The sequence below is a fragment of the Paenibacillus xylaniclasticus genome (assembly GCF_004001065.1).
GTDB classification, from domain to species: domain Bacteria; phylum Bacillota; class Bacilli; order Paenibacillales; family Paenibacillaceae; genus Paenibacillus_T; species Paenibacillus_T xylaniclasticus.
This window is the reverse complement of sequence record NZ_BIML01000015.1, coordinates 25360-44729: the sequence shown is the minus strand read 5'-3', so window position 1 is coordinate 44729 and position 19370 is coordinate 25360. Positions and strand designations below refer to the sequence as shown.

The window sequence follows — 19370 nt, the reverse complement described above, 5'->3', positions numbered from 1 at the left end:
CGAATGTTCTGGCCTTTCGCCATAAGGAGTCGTGAACGCCATTGAGTTCAACTACCGCATTGCCGTCCGTTCAGCTGTCTGTCCGTGAGCTTGTAGAATATGTGTACCGGAGCGGCGATATCGTCTCTGGCTTTCGGTCTGCGGCGGCTATGGCCGAAGGGGCGAGGATTCATGTGGACGTCCAATCGCAATATGGGCCGCAGGATGAGAAGGAGCATTATCTGAAGGCAGAAATCGAGTATGACGGCATTGTGTACCGCATTGACGGCCGTTGTGACGGATTGCTGCAGTCGGAAGATGGCATGATGATCGACGAGATTAAGTCAATGGCAGGGGAGCTTCCGGCGTCTGGTGATACGGCTCCTAGAGTCCATTGGGCGCAAGCCGTGTGCTATGCCTATATGTATGCAGCCCAACATGAAAAGGTCGGGATGCAGGTGCGCCTAACCTATGTGAGTACTACATCGGGCGAGCGCGTGTCATTTGTTCGCAAGTATACCTTCATACAGCTGCAAGAGGCGGTAATGGACGCGGTTCGTGCCTATGCCCCATATGCCCGGATGCTTCAGCGGCATGCCTTAAGGCGAACGGAGAGTGCGAAGGCGCTGGCATTTCCTTTTCCCTCTTATCGGGCGGGGCAGAGGAAATTAGCTGGGGCCGTCTATAAGACGATAACGGACGGAACGAAGCTGTTCGCGCAAGCCCCGACGGGCATCGGTAAGACGATTTCGACGCTGTTCCCGGCCGTGAAGGCGATTGGGGAGGAGCGCCTTCGGCAGCTATTTTATCTAACGGCGAAGACGATTACGCGGACGGCTGCTGAAGAAGCTTTTGCGCTCATGCAGTCGAACGGCTTATCGATGCACGTCGTGACGTTGACGGCGAAAGATAAAATTTGTTTTCAAGAGGAGGTCCGGTGCTCGAAGGAGCTTTGTCCGTATGCCGATGGTTATTACGACCGGATTAACGGCGCGCTTCTTGATATGCTGGACAACGAGACGCTGATGACGAGGACGGTCATCGAGCATTATGCTCGCAAGCATCGCGTGTGCCCGTTCGAGATGTCGCTGGACGCTGCATACGCCTCGGATGCCTTGATCGGCGATTATAATTATGTGTTCGATCCTCGCGTCAATCTGAAGCGAATGTTCGAGGAACGCAAGCGGCATTCGGTGATTTTAGTAGACGAGGCGCATAACTTGGTGGAGCGCGGGCGCGAGATGTACTCGGCTGAGCTGATGAAGGCCCCTTTTCTCCACCTGTCCCGCAGCTATAAGGGCATTAATGTGAGGCTGCAGGCTGCGGCGAAGGCGATCAATGATTGGCTGCTGGCGCTGCGCAAAAGGGTGGAGAAGGAGCAGTCCGGCAAGGGTGGTATACAAGCCATAGGCGCTAAGGATGACAATGGAGCCCAAGAGGGCATTGCAGGTCAGGACAGAGCAGAGACACCGGAGCAGCGCAGAGGGAATGAGAGCAGGGCGGCATGGACTGCTCTGGGCAATGGACAAGCGGTATCCGTGACGATGCCGGGCGATCTGATCCCGCTTCTAGAGACGTTCACGGAAGAGGCTGCATTAGAGCTGTCTTATCCTGCGATAGGGACGGAGGCTATAGCGGCTGAAGCCTCACTCTCAGAGCTGTATTTTACCTCGCAGAACTGGGTGCGGATTGCGAAGCTATATGATGAGCGGTATGTAACAATGGTGGAATGCGAGAAGAGCGAGGTACGGTTGAAGCTGTTCTGTTTAGACCCTTCCTATCTGCTGTGCCAAGCGGGCAAAGGATTTCGCGCTCAAGTGTTTTTCTCCGCTACGCTGTCGCCATTGTCTTACTATATGGATATACTTGGCGGGGGTGGCGAGTCGGATTATTCTCTGTCGGTGCCTTCGCCGTTCTCGCCGGAGCAGCTTGACGTGCGGGTGCAGCCATTGTCTACCCGGTATCGAGATCGGGAGCAAAGCATCGAGCCGATTGCGAGAGCGCTGCTGGAGATGGTAAGCGGAGAGGAACGGCCGAATGGTAACACGCTCGCCTTCTTCCCATCGTACGATTATATGAACCGAGTGTATGAGCGTTTCATGGCGATTGTCGAATCGATGGAGCCTCGCTCGCTGATGCTGCAGACGATCGTTCAAGCCGGGAGTATGCGGGAGGAGGAGCGCGAAGCGTTTCTAGCCGCCTTCCAAGCAGGCAACGCGGAGCCGTTGCTTGGCTTCGCTGTGATGGGCGGCATTTTCTCCGAGGGTGTCGATCTTGTCGGAGACAGGCTGACCGGCGTCGCGGTTATTGGCGTCGGCCTCCCGCAGGTCGGGCTGGAGCGTGACATGATCCGTGATTACTGCGAACGTACAGGACGGAACGGGTTTGATTATGCCTATGTCTACCCTGGTATGAATAAAGTTCTCCAAGCGGGAGGCCGGTTAATCCGTTCGGAGACGGATCAAGGGTGCTTGCTCCTCATTGATGACCGCTACCTCGCGCAGCCGTACAATCGTCTTCTGCCGCCGGAATGGAAGCCTTATAAGATTATTCAGGTAACGAAGCCAGATTTCTGCACATTGTAGTCATGGTTAGCTATTAGGAGTAAAAAAGAAGGGAGCGGTCCGTCAGTTCTGTATCCACAGACTTTTTGGACAGCTCCCTTTTGTCATTTTCTTATAGGTCGCAATTAGCGATTCACAGCGCCGTTCAGTACGAATTTCTCGATGACGTGACGGACGCCTTCTTCATTGTTGGACAGCGTAACGTAGTCAGCGAGCTCCTTCAACGCTGGAAGCGCATTGCCCATAGCAACGCCCAGACCGGCTGTTTCGATCATTTCGCGGTCGTTCCAAGCATCGCCGATGGCGATCGCCTGCTCCGTCGTACAGCCGATATGTTCTGCCAGGAAGCGAAGGGCGTGACCCTTCGTCCCTTCCTTGTGGGTGAATTCTAAATAGTGTGGCTTTGATTTCGTTATATGAACGCGTTCACCGATCAGCGGCTTCAACTCCTCAGCGACACGATCGAGCAGCTCAGGATCATCAATAATGAGCATCTTCGTCTGTGGCTTGTTCAGCAGCGAGGCGAAGTCTGGCTCGACGACATATGGAATTTTGGAAAGCTGTGAATAGAGCTTCGCTTTCTCATTGTCTTCACGTACATAGAGCACATCGTCTACATACAGCTGAAGATGCAAATTGTGCGCCACACAATATTCGTCAAGCCGCTTCGCGTCCTCCGTCGGCACGCTGCGCTCATACAGCACCTGACCATCCAGCAGCGTCTTAACGAGCGAGCCTTGGTAGGTGATGATCGGCACATTTAGCCCGATCTGGCTCGCGATCTGGCGTGCGGATGCATACATACGGCCGGTGGCAAGCGTCACCATTACGCCTTGCTCCATAGCGGCTGCCATTGCTTGTTTCGTCCCTTCGGTTACAATCAGCTCGTCATTCAGTAGCGTATCGTCAATATCAATCGCAATTAGTTTAAACATCACGGTACGTTTCTCCCTCTCCTATTTCATCTGAATAGGGAGATTGTAGCCTAATGCGGGTATTTCGGCAATAGCAGCCCTGCCCCAAGCGGCGAATTCGCCCAAGCCCAGCTTCTTCTTAATATTGATTGTTCTTAGCTGGTCTCCATTTCTCTTATTCTTTCCCGCAGATCTCTAGCGAAAGCATCAGGCTCATCAAGCGTGAGATAAATGAACGAGACAAGCCGCGGCTGAAACAGCAGCCCTTCCACGGTGCTTGGTTCGTTCAACGTAATGCGGACATTAGCTGTTCCAAGTATTGGCTCAGCACTAACCCGGCGCTCGTGTTTAGGAGGCCTTAACTCTATTCCGGTCTGAACATCGGCGATAAACGAATAGTGGATGTCCGCATTCAGCCGTAAGCCATGGCGGATCTGTAGGGCGTTATCCGTCAGCCTTGTCGGTTCAAGCACGCTTCGGCGGCAGTCAGCCCACAGCAGGGCGAGTACCCATACCGAGCCGAGTGTCATTACCCAAGCAAGCGTCTCCGACCACATCCGAACGACTAGATGATCGAACAAAGCTTCGAACAGTAATATTTTGGTTATGAGCGCAGCCATGACGAACAGCCCTGTCTTCCTGTGATAGGTGAACGAACGGACTGTCGAAGAAGGCTGTCTACTTGCGCGCCAAGAACCAAGCAAATAATAGAGGATCGAAAGATCGTTACGAATTAAGCCATTGAGTTTGCCTGGACCAAGAACGGCTGCAAGAGCATCCGGTAACGATTGACCCGATTGAGCTTGGTGTAAGCGGAGCTTGCGGTAGATCGTAATAGCCATGCGAAGCTCGTACCCGAGAAAGATGGCTTCAATCGGCAGCAGAGTGAGCTCCATGATCCATATAGAATCATGCATGTACTTCGGAAGCGCCAGCCATGCAACAACGGCGCCGACAACGGCTATCGGCATCGCCCGAGCAATTCGTGGCATAGTCGTTGTGTTTGTTCTAGGCTGCCGTCTGACGACGAGCCAATAATAGAGAAGCGGCACGACAATGATAAAGTCGAATAGGATTGCGGCAGAGAGTAATTGATCCGAGTCCAGCTCCTGTTGAATGGAAGGAAGACGGGGCACGAGACTGTCAAAGCAATAAATAAAAAGAGCGATAAGCACAAAATAAATTAAAGGCTTTCGGGAACTCGCGCGCAACACTGGCATGGCGGTCACTCCTTGGCTTAGAGATATCTTAATTCCATTTTACTCCATAATAAGCGTTTGCTTTTGTTTAAACTATGAAAATTGTTCGAGCATTTTATTCTGATGTAGATGTCCTTTATAATGGAAGTGATCACTGGCTTTATACGGGCGAGAACGCCTCAATTATTTTATAGAGAAGGGTTCGTGAACAAGACATGAAGCTGCGTTGGGGCATAATCGGCTGTGCGAATATCGCCGTCAAATCGGTGATACCGGCAATTCAGAAGTCAGAGCGGGGAGAGGTTGCAGCTATTGCAAGCCGCGGCATCGAGAAGGCGAAGGAGACGGCAGCGAAGCTGAACATCCCGAAAGCATACGGATCATATGAGGAGCTGGTTGCAGACCCTGATATTGATGCGGTCTATATTCCGCTGCCGAATCATCTGCATAAGGAATGGACGATTAAAGCGGCTGAAGCGGGCAAGCATGTGCTGTGCGAGAAGCCGGCATCGTTAACGGCTGAAGAGACGGAGCAGATGGTAGCAGCTTGTAAGCAGGCCGGAGTCACATTCTCGGAAGCTTTCATGTATCGGTACCATCCGCGCGTTCAGCGCGTGAGAGAAATTATCGCATCAGGCGAAATCGGCGAGCTGCGCACGGTTCATGCGCGATTTACGTTCAATAAAGCAGAAGATTTGGGTAACGTCCGGTTCAATTCGGAATGGGGCGGCGGTTCCATCTATGACGTTGGTGTCTATCCGCTTAGTGCAGCACGTTGGATTATTGGCTCAGAGCCAGAGGCTGTAACGGTACATGCGCAGTTCTCAGAGCAGCATGGCGGCGTCGATATGATGGCATCCGGCTTGGTAGAGTTCCGAGGCGGCGTCGCTCTGACGTTCGACTGCGGCATGTGGTCATTTTACCGGGAGGGGATTGAGATTCTCGGCTCGAACGGACGAATCGTGCTGGACGGAGCTTTTAAGGAAAATACGCCAATTGTCGTTACGACGGACAATGGCTGCCGCGAAGAAGGAGCAGCGGAATTCGAAGGATTGGACTCGTACACGCTTCAAGCAGATGGATTTGCCAAAGCTGTGTTCGGAGAGGAGCCTCTTCCGTTCCCATCGCAGGATGCAATTGCGAATATGCGCTTAGTAGACGTTTGCTTACAGTCGGCTCGTACGAGATCCCGCGTACTCGTTCAACAATAGGATCATTCAGAAAGCTGGGTTTGAAGGATGAAAATTTTTGCATCACAGTTAGCGCGTCAGCGGTTTATCGTATTCAGTCTGCTAGGTGTTCTCGCTTCAGGCGCCATTGGTTTTTTCATCGGTGTTACGTGGTTGAAAGAACGTCATCCGATTATGAAGGAACCGACATTCCATAATCTATCTGCCTCCTATAATGAAATTATGAGCAATTATTTGAACGGAGCGGAGCCGAAAGCGCTTATTGACGGAGCGGCCGAAGGTATGGTTCAGTCACTTGAGGACAAATATTCCCGCTACATGATCGGAGAATCCGGCGAGGCCTATGTGCAAAATTATGAAAGTGAAATCGTCGGCGTCGGCATTCAGCTGCGTGTAGAGGGAGGGGCGTTTATTGTTGATTCTGTCATTAAGGATTCGCCGGCAGAGAAAGCCGGATTAAAGCCGGAGGATACACTGCAAGCGGTAGATGAGAAGTCTCTAAAGGATGTCTCGTTGGATAAGCTTGTCGAAATGCTCCGAGGAGAGAAAGGCACGAAAGTGTCAGTTACCGTTACGCGGCCGAACCGATCAGAGCCGATTCAAGTAACGATGACGCGTGCATCGATTCCGGTTATGACGGTTGCGCATGAGATGAAGCCGGACGGTATCGGCTATATTATGATCAGTCGTTTTGCACAGAAGACGGCTGAGCAATTTGAAGCTGCGGTTGCTGATCTGAGCAAGCAAGGGATGAAAGGGCTGCTGCTCGATTTGCGCAGCAATCCTGGTGGTCTGCTCGTCACGACCGTTGATATTGCCAATATTCTTATTCCGAAGGACAAAACGATACTGCAGGTTGTCTCCAAAGACGAGGCTGACGTACATACGTACAAATCAGCACAGAAGGAGCCTTGGACGCTTCCGATTGTCGTTCTTACGAACCGACATTCTGCCAGCGCTGCAGAGGTGCTTACCGCTGCGCTGAAAGAATCGGCTGGAGCGACCGTCATCGGTGAGACAACGTATGGCAAAGGTGTTGTGCAGCGCTTCAGTCAGTTCCCGGACCAGTCGGTTCTGAGCTTAACAGAAGCGCAATGGAAGACCCCAGATGGCAATTGGATTAATGGTAAGGGTGTAGAGCCGGATATTAAAGTATCGCTTCCCGCGTATGCCGAGTTGCCGGCGCTGCCATCGGATACAGTTCTGAAACGAGGCGACTATGGTGATTCGGTCAAAACGCTGCAGCAAATGCTCTCCGCGCTCGGCTATGTGCAGCAGGGAGCTACCGACGGTGTATTCGACGAGGCGACTGAGTCGGCTGTAATTCGTCTCCAGCAGGCGCAATCAATCGTACCGGCCAATGGCCAAGTAGGCGACAGCACGATGAATCGGATTACCGAGCTTCTCCAAAACAAACTTAAAGACGAAGACTATCAAATGCAAGAAGGGATAAAGCAGCTTAAATCGCTGCTGTAGTCTGAGGTGCTGGCAGTTGCCACTCCGCAGACGAATGTTCTTCCGACCGCTGTTGTACTCGGATTGTTCTGAATGTATAATACCGCCAAGCGGTAACAATCCAAGTACAAAGGCGGACGCTGACGCTTCTCCAGAATCATTCGTCTGCTCCGTTCTCGCTTCAGACCTATTAAATGTACTAAGACGGCGCCCCTTGAAATTATGGGGACGCCGTTTTTTGTGTGCCTAGATAAGTGCCGAAAGGCACCTAACAGAGCGGCTGCCCCGCGTTCGAGCAAGAAAAAACGGTGCCCTGTGTATACAGGGCACCGTCAAGGTTACTTCCGGTCCGGAAGCTGCTTCACATAGCTGTCGGACAGCTGAAGGAGCTTCAGCGCATTCTCGTATTGCTGCTGCGTTGTTGCGTTATCCGTCGTTTCGGTACTGTCTTCGATCTTGTAGTTCGTTCCGTCGTCGAATGCTTTGCCCGTCAGGAACACGTTCGAATCGGTAACGACGGAGCCTGTTGGCAAGAAGTGGCGCATCGGCAGCAGGTTGCTGCTGTTATTCAGCAGGTCTTGGCCGAAGTGAATTTGATCCTTCAGCGATACGCCAGCCAAATTCGCAACGGTTGGTAAAATGTCGATCTCGCCGCCAGTATCCGTAATCGTCGAAGGATAAGTGACGCCAGGTGCATGCATCATATACGTAACGTTGAACATATCGGCATAACCGTACTCATGGCCGATCATTTCGCGAAGAAGATTCCGCTCATGATTGTCTAACGAGTAGAGGGACAGGCCTTGGTGGTCACCATAGAACATGATCACACTATTATCCCACAGCCCGCTTTCTTTAAGTCCGTCGATGAATTGACCGATTGCATAGTCAGCATAGTTCTGCGAGCGAATGTAGTCGCCGACGATTGTGTCATCAAACCGTTTAGGCAGCTGAATTTTGCTCTTTGCTTCCGGCAGGTTGAATGGATGGTGAGCGCTCATCGAGATTACCTGCGCGTAGAACGGCTGCTCGCTTTGATCCATTTGCTTGAGTTCTTCTAATGTTTTCGAGAACAGCACTTCATCGGAAGCGCCGAATGCTACATGATCTTCGTCTCCGAAAAATTGCTTGTCATAATAACGGTCCCAGCCGAGCGCTGGATACAGCTCTTTACGGTTCCAGAACTCTACTGAGTTCGTATGGAACGTTGCTGTTGTGTAACCATTAGCTTTCATGAGCTTCGGCAAGCTTGGGAGCTGCTTGGACACATATTTATCTGTCGCAGCTTCATGTTTCGGTATATACAGCGACGTATTGACAACAAACTCAGCGTCGGAGGTCGTGCCTTGACCGACCATTGTATAGAAGTTGTTGTAATGGAAGATGCTATGTGCAAGCTTGTTCATATTAGGCGTAATTTCTTGTCCGTCGATCTTCAGATCAATCAAGAAATCTTGGAACGATTCCATCTGAATCAGAATGACGTTCTTACCTTTGGCAGCGCCATAATATTGTGGATTGTCCGATGCTTGAACGCCTTTGAGGCTGTTGATCGCGTCTTGCGTAATTTCGCTTTGGTCGATGATCTCATCGTCCCCGCTCGTATCGGCAAAAATGGTGTAAACCTCGTAGTTGAGAATACCCATTCCTTCCGCTTGCTTGTTCTCGTTCATGCTGGCACGGTTCGGCCAAATGTTGAACAGGCAAAGGGCTACCGAGATAGCGAACACAATCGACAAGGCAACCTTATTTACAGGCTTTGCACTAATGGATTGCCGTATTGATTTGTATTTAGGAAGATATACGATAATGGCAAGCACGACAATGTCTAAGAAGACGAACAGATAGTAAGGATCAAGCAGCGAATAAGTGCTGTTGCCGACCTGCGTTACTTTATCCGCCTGCTTCAATGCATGGTACGTAACGATAATGCCATAATATTTGTAGTACATGAGTACAGTAAAGTAGAGTAAGGTCATCACTAGGTTAGTAATCATGTAATACAGCAGTTTGCGTTTGCTTGCAAGCCATTCGATCAGGCAGAATACTGCCCAGAAGAATGGTATTTCGGTAACCATCGTCATGACGGACGGACCCTCATCGAATACTACGTACCAGGCCAGGAAGCTTTTGAGCATTATGACCACAGTAAAGTAAATAAATCTCCGATTGAGCAGTCTCATTAGAACAGACAACCCTATACACTCCCTTTTTTCTCTATCTCTATATGATAGTCTCGTAAAACACATAACTGTATTCTACAACTACTATACGGTCATGTACAATGTTTGTTTCTGCTTTTGGTGACAACGGACTCCATAATCATATGCTTTTAGGTGTAAGGAAGATGCAAAACAGGACAAAATCACTAGTTTTCTCGTGAATGCTAAGTTTTTCGCGTACGAGTCTTGACTTGGCGAATGATAATTCTTATCATCGAATACAATAGAGAATGATTATTACTGAGAATGGCTTGTGCGGGGGTGCAGAGTTGAAAATTAAGTATTGCGCCAAGAATTTAAAAGCGAACGATGCAAAGCCGGTTTACAAATCAGTGAAGAATGAGTATCCTGATTTGAAGCATAAGAAGGAAGATTGCCTTGGACGCTGCAAAACGTGCAGGCACGAGTGCTTCGCCTTAATCGGTAAAACAACGATCGTTACTGCGCCTACTGCGAAGAAGCTGCGCAAAAAAATTAGAGAAGCAATTGGATAATATACATTACCCTATTATATATGAAATAATAAATGAAAATTGATAATGGTTCTCTTCATTTATGAACATTTGCGGCCTTTTTCCGTTTTTCATTGTCGATTGTAGTCGGGGTATAATATACTTGTTGTAAGCAATCGACATGAAATGATTGGAAGGGGCGAATCCGCAATGAACGACAAATTAGTTGATGCGCTGAATGAGCAAATGAATTTCGAATTTTACTCTGCTCACGTTTACTTGGCTATGGCAGCTTATTGCTCGGGAGAGAGTCTTGACGGTTTCGCTAATTTTTTCATCGTGCAGGCCGAAGAAGAACGGTTCCACGCCATGAAGATATACAAGTTCTTGAACGACCGCGGGAAACGCGCGCTGCTGACAGGGCTCGAGGCGCCGAAGAATGAATATTCCTCGATGCTGGAAGTATTCGAGGCTGGTTACCATCACGAGCAAGTCAATACGCAGCGGTTCTATAACCTGTCTGATCTTGCATGGAACGACCGCGAGCATGCTACGATTGGCTTCCTGAAATGGTTTATTGACGAGCAGGTAGAAGAGGAAGCGCTGTTCGATGGCATTATTCAGAAGCTGAAGCGCATTGATAAGGACAGCAATGCTTTCTATATGATGGATACGGAATTCGCGAGTCGGACGTTCACGCCGCCTGCCAACGAATAGGAATGACGAAAACCGGGGAGCTATTGCTCTCCGGTTTCTTTATTATGACTTAACTTATGCGACTAGGACGAAAATCGGCGTGAGGCGGTGATGCGGGATTTCAAGCCTTGCAGCTGCCGCTTCGAAAGCGGAAGCTTCTTCGTTTCTGTAAGATCGGCGCCAAGGAACACACCATCTTCATTCATCGACAGTACCTTCTTCAGGTTCACATAACAGTCGGAAGCTACCGCAGCAAACGTTCCATCCTTCGTAAGGGCAGCCAGCTGTTCACGGGTCATTGGTTTCTTTAAGTTATAGTTGACTCCGTGGAAGCTGACGAGACCTTTGCGGTTTATTTTGAAAAACAAAATATCCCGCTCAACCTCGAAATCGTAAAGGTTATGTGTTGGATCCGCTACACGCATTCCCTCAAGCCCCCTCGTTGGAATTGTTGTTAGCGCTTACATTATAGCATAGGACAACGGTTGGGGGAATAGAGTAAAGGGCTGTATGAACAAAAAAGGTGTGAAGCAAATGCTTACACACCCATTTTTCTGCGGTGATTCATCGGTTTCTGATTGTTCTGAGACTTCATTGAGGTGACGCCGCTCGATTGATGATTGTGCTGCAGACCAGCTTTGCCTTGTTTCTTCTGAGCCAGAAGCGCCTTCGCCTTCTCTGCCTGAGTCATCGGCTTCTTCGCAGGTGCTTGTGCTTCTTCCATATGCTCACTCATGTCGGACAACTCCTTTAACTACGATGTTAATGTGAACGATAGCATGTCTTGGAAGGAAGGTCAAGGGGAGTAAAAAAGTCAGCTAACATGATTGAATATTTATTCAATCTGATGTATAAATAATAATCATGACGAAATTAAGCGAGGAGAATGACAATGCAGCTGATGGTGGAAGAGATGATGATGAATGCTTGGCCGGCGCTGCGTACAGTCGTCTACGAAGGCTGGTTCGTCCGTTTTTCTAACGGCTATACGAAACGGTCGAATGCTGTATATCCGTTGTATGGAATGGAGAGCACGACTGATGAAGCGTTACATAAAATCGCGGCAGTTGAACGATTATATGCAGAACAGGGGCAGCCTGCCGTATTTAAGATAACCGATGCACCGGCATTGCAAAAGCTGGACGAGGAGCTCTCGCAGCTTGGCTATTGTAAGGAGGGACTAACGGCGATTATGACAAGAGCGCTTGAGGCAGCTTCGGAGCCTACTCTCCAAATGGTTGAGATGAGCATTAAGCCGACGGAGCGCTGGCTGTCGAGCTATACCTCAATGTCTGGCGTGAATGATGAAGCGTCGAAGCATACGCTGCAGCTTATACTAGAGCGTATGGTACAGCCAGCGTGTTATTTCACTCTATATAATGGTGAACGGGATATCGCATGTGCTTTTGCTGTACTAGAGCGCGACTATGTTGGGATATACGGGGTTGTAACAGACTCGGAGTATCGCAATCAAGGCTACGGTGAGCAGCTGATGCTGAATGTATTGAAATGGGCGAGACTTAATGGAGCGGCCCAGGCGTATTTGGCGGTCGTGCTGGACAACGTTCCTGCTGTGCGGCTGTATAATAAGGTTGGCTTTGTAGAGCAGTACCGCTACTGGTACCGGATGAAGGATGTAGTGAAATGATGAGGTTAAATAGGTTCGTTCACAAGCTGGTCCGATTATCATCGGAGCCAGCTTGTTTTTGTTGGCTGTACGCCATGAGGGGATAGTTTAGAATAAAAAAACATAAATCGACATTACCAAACATTTTATGCTATTTACTAGTAAATTTTTGTATGTGTATAATTGTCTAAGACGTCGAAGTAGAAAGATTTATATGTGTTAATAGTGTTATGCAACATGAACTATTTATCTCTATGTTCTATTATTGTAAAACTTTTCTTTCGTTGTTGCTTTCTTATTGATTTTAAGAGGATGAAGGCTCTGCATGCCCTAGTGCTCTTAATAGATTCATTGTATTAGAAGGGGGCTATAGATCGAGGACCAATGATTAATGAAAGGGGGTTGATTACATATCTCGGAACGAGAGGATAGTCGGTTAGCCGAATCAGTGAAACGGTAGAAATAATAATCGAACCTTGAATTGGAGGAATGGTCTTGAAGCTCAATTGGCGAACAATAACGGCAAGCTTATGCACTATTTTCTTACTAAGCAATGTACTTTATGGAGTTGTTAATGCTCAGACGGTTGAAAAGGGCAGCGTTAGCCATAAATCATCCTTATCCACTGAGTCAAGTGCCCGCTCAAATATTCTTAGTGAGCGTAGAATTCCAGATGGCTCGAAAGTGCAAGCGATCGCCGATCGCATGCAAGAAGCTTTGAACGTCAACAATTTTGATTATAAGCCGGAAGATGAGGTTCGCGTCATTGTGGAATTGGAGCAGGCCAGCAGTTTACAAAAGATTAATTCACAAGGGAAGTCATTAGCTAGAACGACTCCGAACGAAATGAAGCAAATGCGGGCTGATATTATTAACTATCAGACACAAGTCATTAAAAAGCTGGACCAGTCTGGTTTGTCCTTTAAGAAGAGAGCGAGCTTTACGAATACGATGAATGGCTGGAGCGGCACGATCAAGTATAAAGATCTTCAGCGTCTACAAGCTATGAGTCAAGTGAAAGCGGTTCATATTGCGAATCAATACAAGCGTGATCTTGTTTCGGAAGCATCAGCGGCGAGTCGAGTACAGAATCAACTACAGAGCTATTCTTTGCTGGGCGATGATCTGACGATTGCGATTTTAGATGACGGAGTAGATTATAGGTTTCCCGAATTTGCTGGTAATGGCACATCAAAGCCTGTGTCAACGCAAGATTTGACAGAGTCAGGAGGATATACTTCGAAAGTAATTGGTGGTTATAACTGGGCCGATCGAAATAATGATATTATTCCTTCTTTTATAGGCCACGGTACTCATGTAGCTGCAATTGCAGCAGGACAAGGGAACCCAGTACATCCGGAATTCGGAGTTGGGGTTGCGCCTAATGCGCGTATTTTGGCTGAGAAGGTGTTTTCTAATGACCCTGAAGTTGATTTTGCAATGTCAGATGATATTATTGCGGGTATCGATCATGCGATCACTTATAAAGCCGATGTCATTAACATCAGCATTTCGAGTCCTGCCGGTTATGTCAGCAGCGATCAGCCTGAATTGTTAGCGGTACAAAGAGCGGTAGATGCAGGAATTGTTGTTACAATTTCGGGTGGAAATTATGGTCATGCATTCTATCCGGATATGCCTGAATGGAACGACTATGGAACGATTGGTACGCCAGCGGTTTGGTCTGCAGCGATTTCAGTGGCAGCATCAGGCCAGTCGGAGACCGATGGAAGTCTACATATCGCCAGCTTTAGTTCACGCGGGCCTATCCCGGATCTTGGATTGAAGCCGGATATTACTGCCCCCGGTACAGATATTATAAAGCCAACCATATACGATAGCGATGAGCCTTATCAAGCCTATAACGGCACATCTATGGCTTCGCCATATATAGCCGGCGCCTCCGCCCTAGTGAAGGAAGCGTTTAAGAATAAAGGTCTGTCTCCGTCAGTGGCTCAAATTCGGGCTGCGCTTACTAATACAGCAGAAATTATAAAGCAGGAGAATGGGTTACCATACTTGCCGAATGCTCAAGGCGCCGGATCGGTGCGCATCGAGCAAGCTATTCAAACGCCAGCTGTTGTCATGAGTGAGAAAGAGGAGTCAAGCATTTCACTTCGCGAAATATCTCATTCTACACAATTCACGTTACAAGTGACAAACTTGTCGAATAGGAGCTTGACTTATACGGTATCCAATAATGGTGTTTTTACAGAAAATATAACGGATGTGGGCGTAACCGCCTCCCTAATAGATGGGGCTGTCGTTTCAACCGGTTTGCCTCATAATCAAATAACGCTATCTGCTTACGAGACGAAGAAGTTTATCGTTACTTTAACGCTGCCTGATGGGGCTGCCAGCGAACAATATGTAGGCGGTTGGGTAGAGTTAACGTCCGATCATGTTCCGTCGTTAACCATTCCGTTCTTTGGTTATGTAGGTGATTGGGCATCGATCTCAATGCTCAATGAAGTAGCGAAACATAATGGACTGGATAACTTCTTGAATACAATGATCCCAACCGGAATATATGAATCGAATGGTTACATACCAAGCGGGTATGATTATACATTTAACACCATTGATCCGGATAAAGTGGCCTTTTCGCCAATGGCGCAGCCGGGAATTATGTTTAACTACCAGTTATTGAGACATGCCAAGAAGCAAATTTTTCAAGTTGTTGATGAACAAGGGCAGGTGTGGGTGGAATACAAGTTCGACGATGTTAAAAAAGGCTTTATGAAGAATTATAGCTGGTTCTGGAACAATGCGCTGCCTATGCTTTGGGACGGAACCTACTTTAATACAAAGACCGGTCGGCAACAGATCGTGCCGGAAGGGAAGTATACGCTGCGAATCAATACGCTCCCTCAATCTGGTAACGAGAATATTGCAGATGATTGGCAATCGATTGAGACCGATCTTCGAGTTGACCTGACGAGGCCGACCTTGGATGTAACGTTATCACAGCAAGCGGATGGAGTCCGAGTCGATTATGTTGGATCGGACATGGGCGGAAGTGATTTGTGGGGATATGATATACGGCTGGACGATCAAATTATTATGTACGATTACCTTGATCCTGCTAGTACCTCATTCTTTATACCTAATGTACCATTAGGTGAGCATAAGGTAACGGTTCAGGTATGGGACTATGCAATGAATACGCAAGAAGTGAACGAAATGATTACCATTACTTCACCATACTTAACGCTTGAACCATCAGAAAATGAAATTTATGCGCCAGATGGAACGGTTGAGCTGTCGTTTCAGGCATCCGATGAGGTGGCGTCGGTCGTATTAATAGAAGATGGAGCTATTTTGGATGAGGCGCTGCAAGGAGCTCATCGATTACATGCCGTGTTGGAGGCGGGGGAGCATAGCCTAGTTGTCCAGGCCTACGATGTGGACGGAAATCTATTAACCGAGTCTGATGTAATTCGTGTCTATGTTAATGCTATTGTGGAATCTGGAATTAGGGGACCAATTGTAGAAGGTCAAGATGCTGTTATCCATTACTCGATTCATGAGCAGGCTGTCTCCGCAGTGAAACGGGTCGAAGCTCGACTGTATGATGGTGTACAAGAACTCGGAAGTGGAGTACAGGCGAGCATCGGGCAGTCGAATGTTATAACGGTGAGTCAAATCTTGGGGACTACTGAAGCTGTTCTATATACGATAGATGCTTATGATGACCAAGGGCGGATTGTTGGAACGGACAGCGGCTATATCCCGGCTCTAGAGCTGCAAAAGATTGAAATTCAAGCGATAGATCAAGCGTATGCTCAGTTTAATACGGATCTTTATAAAATTTCGGATTTTACCGACGACGCTCCTCTAGAAATCCATCTGAGTGTAACGGACGCTGTATACGGAACGAATGTGTATTATCAATCCTATACACAAGGAATGGACGAATGGACTTATCTAAAGTCTGTTAATGGAACTGATCGACAATCCGTTATTTCGATTCAAAGAAGTGAGCTTCCAGCGGATATTATCTCTGCGTTCCGATTAAAGTTTGAAGGTTATACCGAGAGCAATACCTTATTAGCGTTCAATAAAACGATTGAGCTGTTTAGTTATAATCAAGGTGTATTGCGGACGCTATCATCTGAGAACGAGTGGCCTGTCCTATCAGCAATGAACAATACAATTAGTTGGACGGTAGATCCGAATGCTAAGCAGCCGATCCGCTATGATTATTCACTGAACTGGGGGGACGCTGCGCTTAATTTTTCGAGTACAAGTACCGGTTTGGCATCCATTGACGCTGTAAGTCATTCTATTACATTTGACCCGGGTCAATTAACTGCTGAGCAGAGATTCGGAGCATTATTTATTGACGCATATGACGAGAACGATCAAATTATCGGCAGACTTTTTTATCCAATTCGTGTGGATCAATCCAAACCATTGCTTAATATATACGGGCTTCCGATATCAGCTTTTCAAATATTAGATATTAGCCAGGTCGAGTTAAGCAATGTGCTCATTTCCGACAGAGAGTCGGATGTTAATGTCGCTATTAATGGGCAATTAGGTGATTGGATATCGATCCCCGTCTATAACTCCTTCTACTATGGATCACTTCGACTTGTTTCAGGGGTATTGAAATTGCCTGAAGGAAAGCAAGTGATCGCTATCGAGGCTGCAGACGAGGGTGGAAATAGGACACGGTTGGATCGAACGGTTCTAGTTGATATTTCTGCTCCAACTATTTCTTGGGATCACACGAATATCTATCAAACCGAAGAAAGTTCGGTTAACTTAAGCGTGACAGTATCGGATGATTATTCGCTTCACTCGATATTGGTTAATGGAAATACGTTGTACTGGGATAGTCAGGGGATAAATTATGGTAAACGTGCGGAAAAGGCAATTGTACAAAAGTTTGATTTATCTATGGGACGAAATTTCATTAAGGTAGAGGCCTATGATAAAGCGGGCAATTACGCCGATCAAACGATTGAAATAGAACGTGTAATTCCTACTATCCCGGATACGGGAGGGGTGCAGCCACAGCCAGGAGGCGGGGGGAATGCTGGAGGTGGAAATGCAGGAGGCCAGCATCCGCAGCCGGGAGATACAGATGGTGATGGGGGAGGTAACTCTGGAGGACAACGACCGCAAGAAGGAGGCGAGCCGCCTCAAGAAGGAAATGTGCCACCGCAAGAAGGAGTTGAACCGCCTCAAGAAGGCAGCGAACCGCCGCAGTCAGGAAGCGGAGTACTGACGGTTATTCCAACACAACCTTCCAACCAGACGGTTGTATTACGTAATGGAAATTTGGAGCTTCCAAGCCATGCATTGCACAGAAGTGAAGTTCAACAACAAGGAGAAGAACAAATTGAAATTACGATTCAACCTTCTGAACTGAAAGAAGCACTTCAATTCCTGCTTTCTTCTTCGAGCATAGAGGCTGAGCAGAAGAAGATCATTGTTAATCTGGAGGATGTTAAACAATCTGTTGTCGTTCGTTTGCCGGCAGAGATTTTAGCTGATGAAGCCGCAGCCGATCAAGGTGTAGTCATCCAGATTCGTGCCAATGAAATGACTTACGATTTGCCACTACAAGCATTGGATATCCAAAGTATAGCGAACAAGCTTGACGTATCTTTAAGTGAATTGGACATTGTAGTTGGACTGAGTGTTGCTGGCAATGAGCTTGCGCAAGCAGCACAAGAGCTTATCCGAACGAATGGATTAAAAGTGATTAGCCCCGTTATCGATTTCAGCGTAGCTGCACAGTCAAACGGAAACGAACTGGCTATTGAGAGCTTCGGGTCTTACTATGCGGCTCGATCGTTCATTATCCCAACTTCCGTTCAATCCTCGAAGGCTGCGGTATTAAGGATTGATCTGAATGCAAAGCAGTTGTCCTTTGCTCCAGCTGTATTCAAGCCGTTAAGCGGCGGACGAACAGAAGTGATAATGAAGCGCAATGGGAATAGCTTGTACGCTGTTATTACCCAAGATAAGACATTTTCAGATATTCACGGTCATTGGGCGCAGCAAGCGATTGAACAGCTTGCTTCTAAGCAGATTATATTTGGGCAAAAATCCGGTCTATTCTCTCCAAGTCAGAAGGCTACTCGTGCTGAGTTCTCATCTATATTAAGTCGGGCTCTGAATTTAACTGATGGTGGTACAAGTGAGTTTCAAGATGTTAAGGAGTCGGATTGGTATTATGGGGATGTTAGAGCGGCAGCTTCGGCTCAATTAATTTTCGGGCGAGACGGGAATCGGTTTGCGCCGAATGATTTCATCACCCGTGAAGAAATGGCCGTTATTGTGGCAAGAGCCCTACAGTTCATTGCCAGCTCAAGCGGCACGGCGATGGCAGAACATTCATCAGCGGATTTAGATAAGTTTAAGGATATGAATCAGATTTCATCTTGGGCAAGAGATAGTGTACAACTATTGCTTGCTAAGCATATTATTGAGGGAGTTAGCAGTACAACCTATGCTCCTTCACGCACGGTCTCGAGAGCGGAGATGACCGTTGTTCTTAAGAGATTGCTAGAGGCTATTGAATTTATTAATTAATCGCAGGACGATTTAATTTGAGTTTAAGGATGGCTTGGTTAGGCACCCCTAGGACTATTATGTCTGTTATACGGGGTGCCCTTTATTTAAGCAGTCTATTTCATATTTTGGGTGATGAAAGAGCAGACGGTGAACATGCTGCATCAGCCAAGCGGCTTGCCGTCAATATAGTAGCTGTCTTCCCGATAGGTACGGAAAGCTACCTCTATACCGGTTAGTCCGAGCTCGGTTAGGTGCTTGGTTACCGCTTCGGCGAACCGACCGCGTACGTCGTCTCCACGCTCGAACCATGCCACCTCTACGAAGGGAAAGGAGCTCTCTCCTTCCCCGCCATAGACAGCTGTTGTATGGAAGCAGTCCATCGTAAAGTTGTCGGTTCCACAGCTGCATATATCGGCGAGCTGGCGAGCAAGCGGCTCAGCGATTGGGCGTAGTCTATCGGGGCTAATTCCTCTAAATAACAAGTGCGGCATCTGTTGATTCTCCCTCTATTGATTTTTGGAATGTGTCATTTCTATTGTAT

Annotated in this window: 13 protein-coding genes; 7 read left to right on the top strand and 6 right to left on the bottom strand. The window is 47.8% G+C overall.

All coding sequences use genetic code 11. The features are described from left to right. The first annotated feature begins 41 nt into the window (after positions 1-41). On the top strand, positions 42-2564 hold the full coding sequence (locus PXY01_RS14695; protein WP_246027957.1) for an ATP-dependent DNA helicase: 2523 nt from the start codon (positions 42-44) through the stop codon (positions 2562-2564). A gap of 104 nt (positions 2565-2668) precedes the next feature. On the opposite strand, the gene PXY01_RS14690 is transcribed toward PXY01_RS14695, so the two are convergent. Together PXY01_RS14690 and PXY01_RS14685 are read right to left on the bottom strand one after the other, a co-directional pair. After that, entirely contained in the window at positions 2669-3478 is an 810-nt protein-coding gene (locus tag PXY01_RS14690; RefSeq protein ID WP_127570778.1) for a Cof-type HAD-IIB family hydrolase, read from the bottom strand. 134 nt (positions 3479-3612) lie between these two features. Continuing rightward, a complete protein-coding gene (locus PXY01_RS14685; RefSeq protein WP_127570777.1) occupies positions 3613-4677 on the bottom strand; it encodes a hypothetical protein in 1065 nt (354 codons plus the stop codon). Between the two features lie 194 nt (positions 4678-4871). Between PXY01_RS14685 and PXY01_RS14680 the strand changes: the two genes are divergently transcribed. Then, entirely contained in the window at positions 4872-5867 is a 996-nt protein-coding gene (locus PXY01_RS14680; protein WP_127570776.1) for a Gfo/Idh/MocA family protein, read from the top strand. A 27-nt stretch (positions 5868-5894) separates the two neighbouring features. Next, entirely contained in the window at positions 5895-7322 is a 1428-nt protein-coding gene (locus PXY01_RS14675; protein WP_127570775.1) for a S41 family peptidase, read from the top strand. A gap of 317 nt (positions 7323-7639) precedes the next feature. Here PXY01_RS14675 and PXY01_RS14670 read toward each other — a convergent pair whose 3' ends face one another. After that, positions 7640-9496, bottom strand: coding sequence for an LTA synthase family protein (locus PXY01_RS14670; protein ID WP_127570774.1), 1857 nt, complete (start codon positions 9494-9496; stop codon positions 7640-7642). Positions 9497-9792: 296 nt separating this feature from the next. Here PXY01_RS14670 and PXY01_RS14665 point away from each other — a divergent pair, with 296 nt between their 5' ends. Both PXY01_RS14665 and PXY01_RS14660 read left to right on the top strand, forming a co-directional pair. After that, positions 9793-10017 carry a DUF1450 domain-containing protein gene (locus PXY01_RS14665; RefSeq protein ID WP_246027956.1) on the top strand — a complete coding sequence of 75 codons (225 nt, stop codon included), beginning with the start codon at positions 9793-9795 and terminating at the stop codon, positions 10015-10017. Between the two features lie 168 nt (positions 10018-10185). After that, a complete protein-coding gene (locus tag PXY01_RS14660; protein WP_127570772.1) occupies positions 10186-10692 on the top strand; it encodes a ferritin in 507 nt (168 codons plus the stop codon). Between the two features lie 62 nt (positions 10693-10754). On the opposite strand, the gene PXY01_RS14655 is transcribed toward PXY01_RS14660, so the two are convergent. Further along, positions 10755-11096: a hypothetical protein gene (locus tag PXY01_RS14655; protein WP_127570771.1), complete on the bottom strand. Its 342-nt coding sequence runs from the start codon at positions 11094-11096 to the stop codon at positions 10755-10757. 113 nt (positions 11097-11209) lie between these two features. Continuing rightward, positions 11210-11407, bottom strand: a complete 198-nt coding sequence (locus tag PXY01_RS14650) for a hypothetical protein (RefSeq protein ID WP_127570770.1) — start codon at positions 11405-11407, stop codon at positions 11210-11212. A 156-nt stretch (positions 11408-11563) separates the two neighbouring features. On the opposite strand from PXY01_RS14650, the gene PXY01_RS14645 reads away from it, so the two are divergent. Next, positions 11564-12319, top strand: coding sequence for a GNAT family N-acetyltransferase (locus PXY01_RS14645; protein ID WP_164744439.1), 756 nt, complete (start codon positions 11564-11566; stop codon positions 12317-12319). 663 nt (positions 12320-12982) lie between these two features. Continuing rightward, entirely contained in the window at positions 12983-18847 is a 5865-nt protein-coding gene (locus tag PXY01_RS14640; protein WP_164744438.1) for a S8 family serine peptidase, read from the top strand. Between the two features lie 143 nt (positions 18848-18990). Here the strand turns inward: PXY01_RS14640 and PXY01_RS14635 are convergent, their stop codons facing one another. Further along, positions 18991-19320 carry a DUF1904 family protein gene (locus PXY01_RS14635; RefSeq protein ID WP_127570767.1) on the bottom strand — a complete coding sequence of 110 codons (330 nt, stop codon included), beginning with the start codon at positions 19318-19320 and terminating at the stop codon, positions 18991-18993. Between the last annotated feature and the right edge of the window lie 50 nt (positions 19321-19370).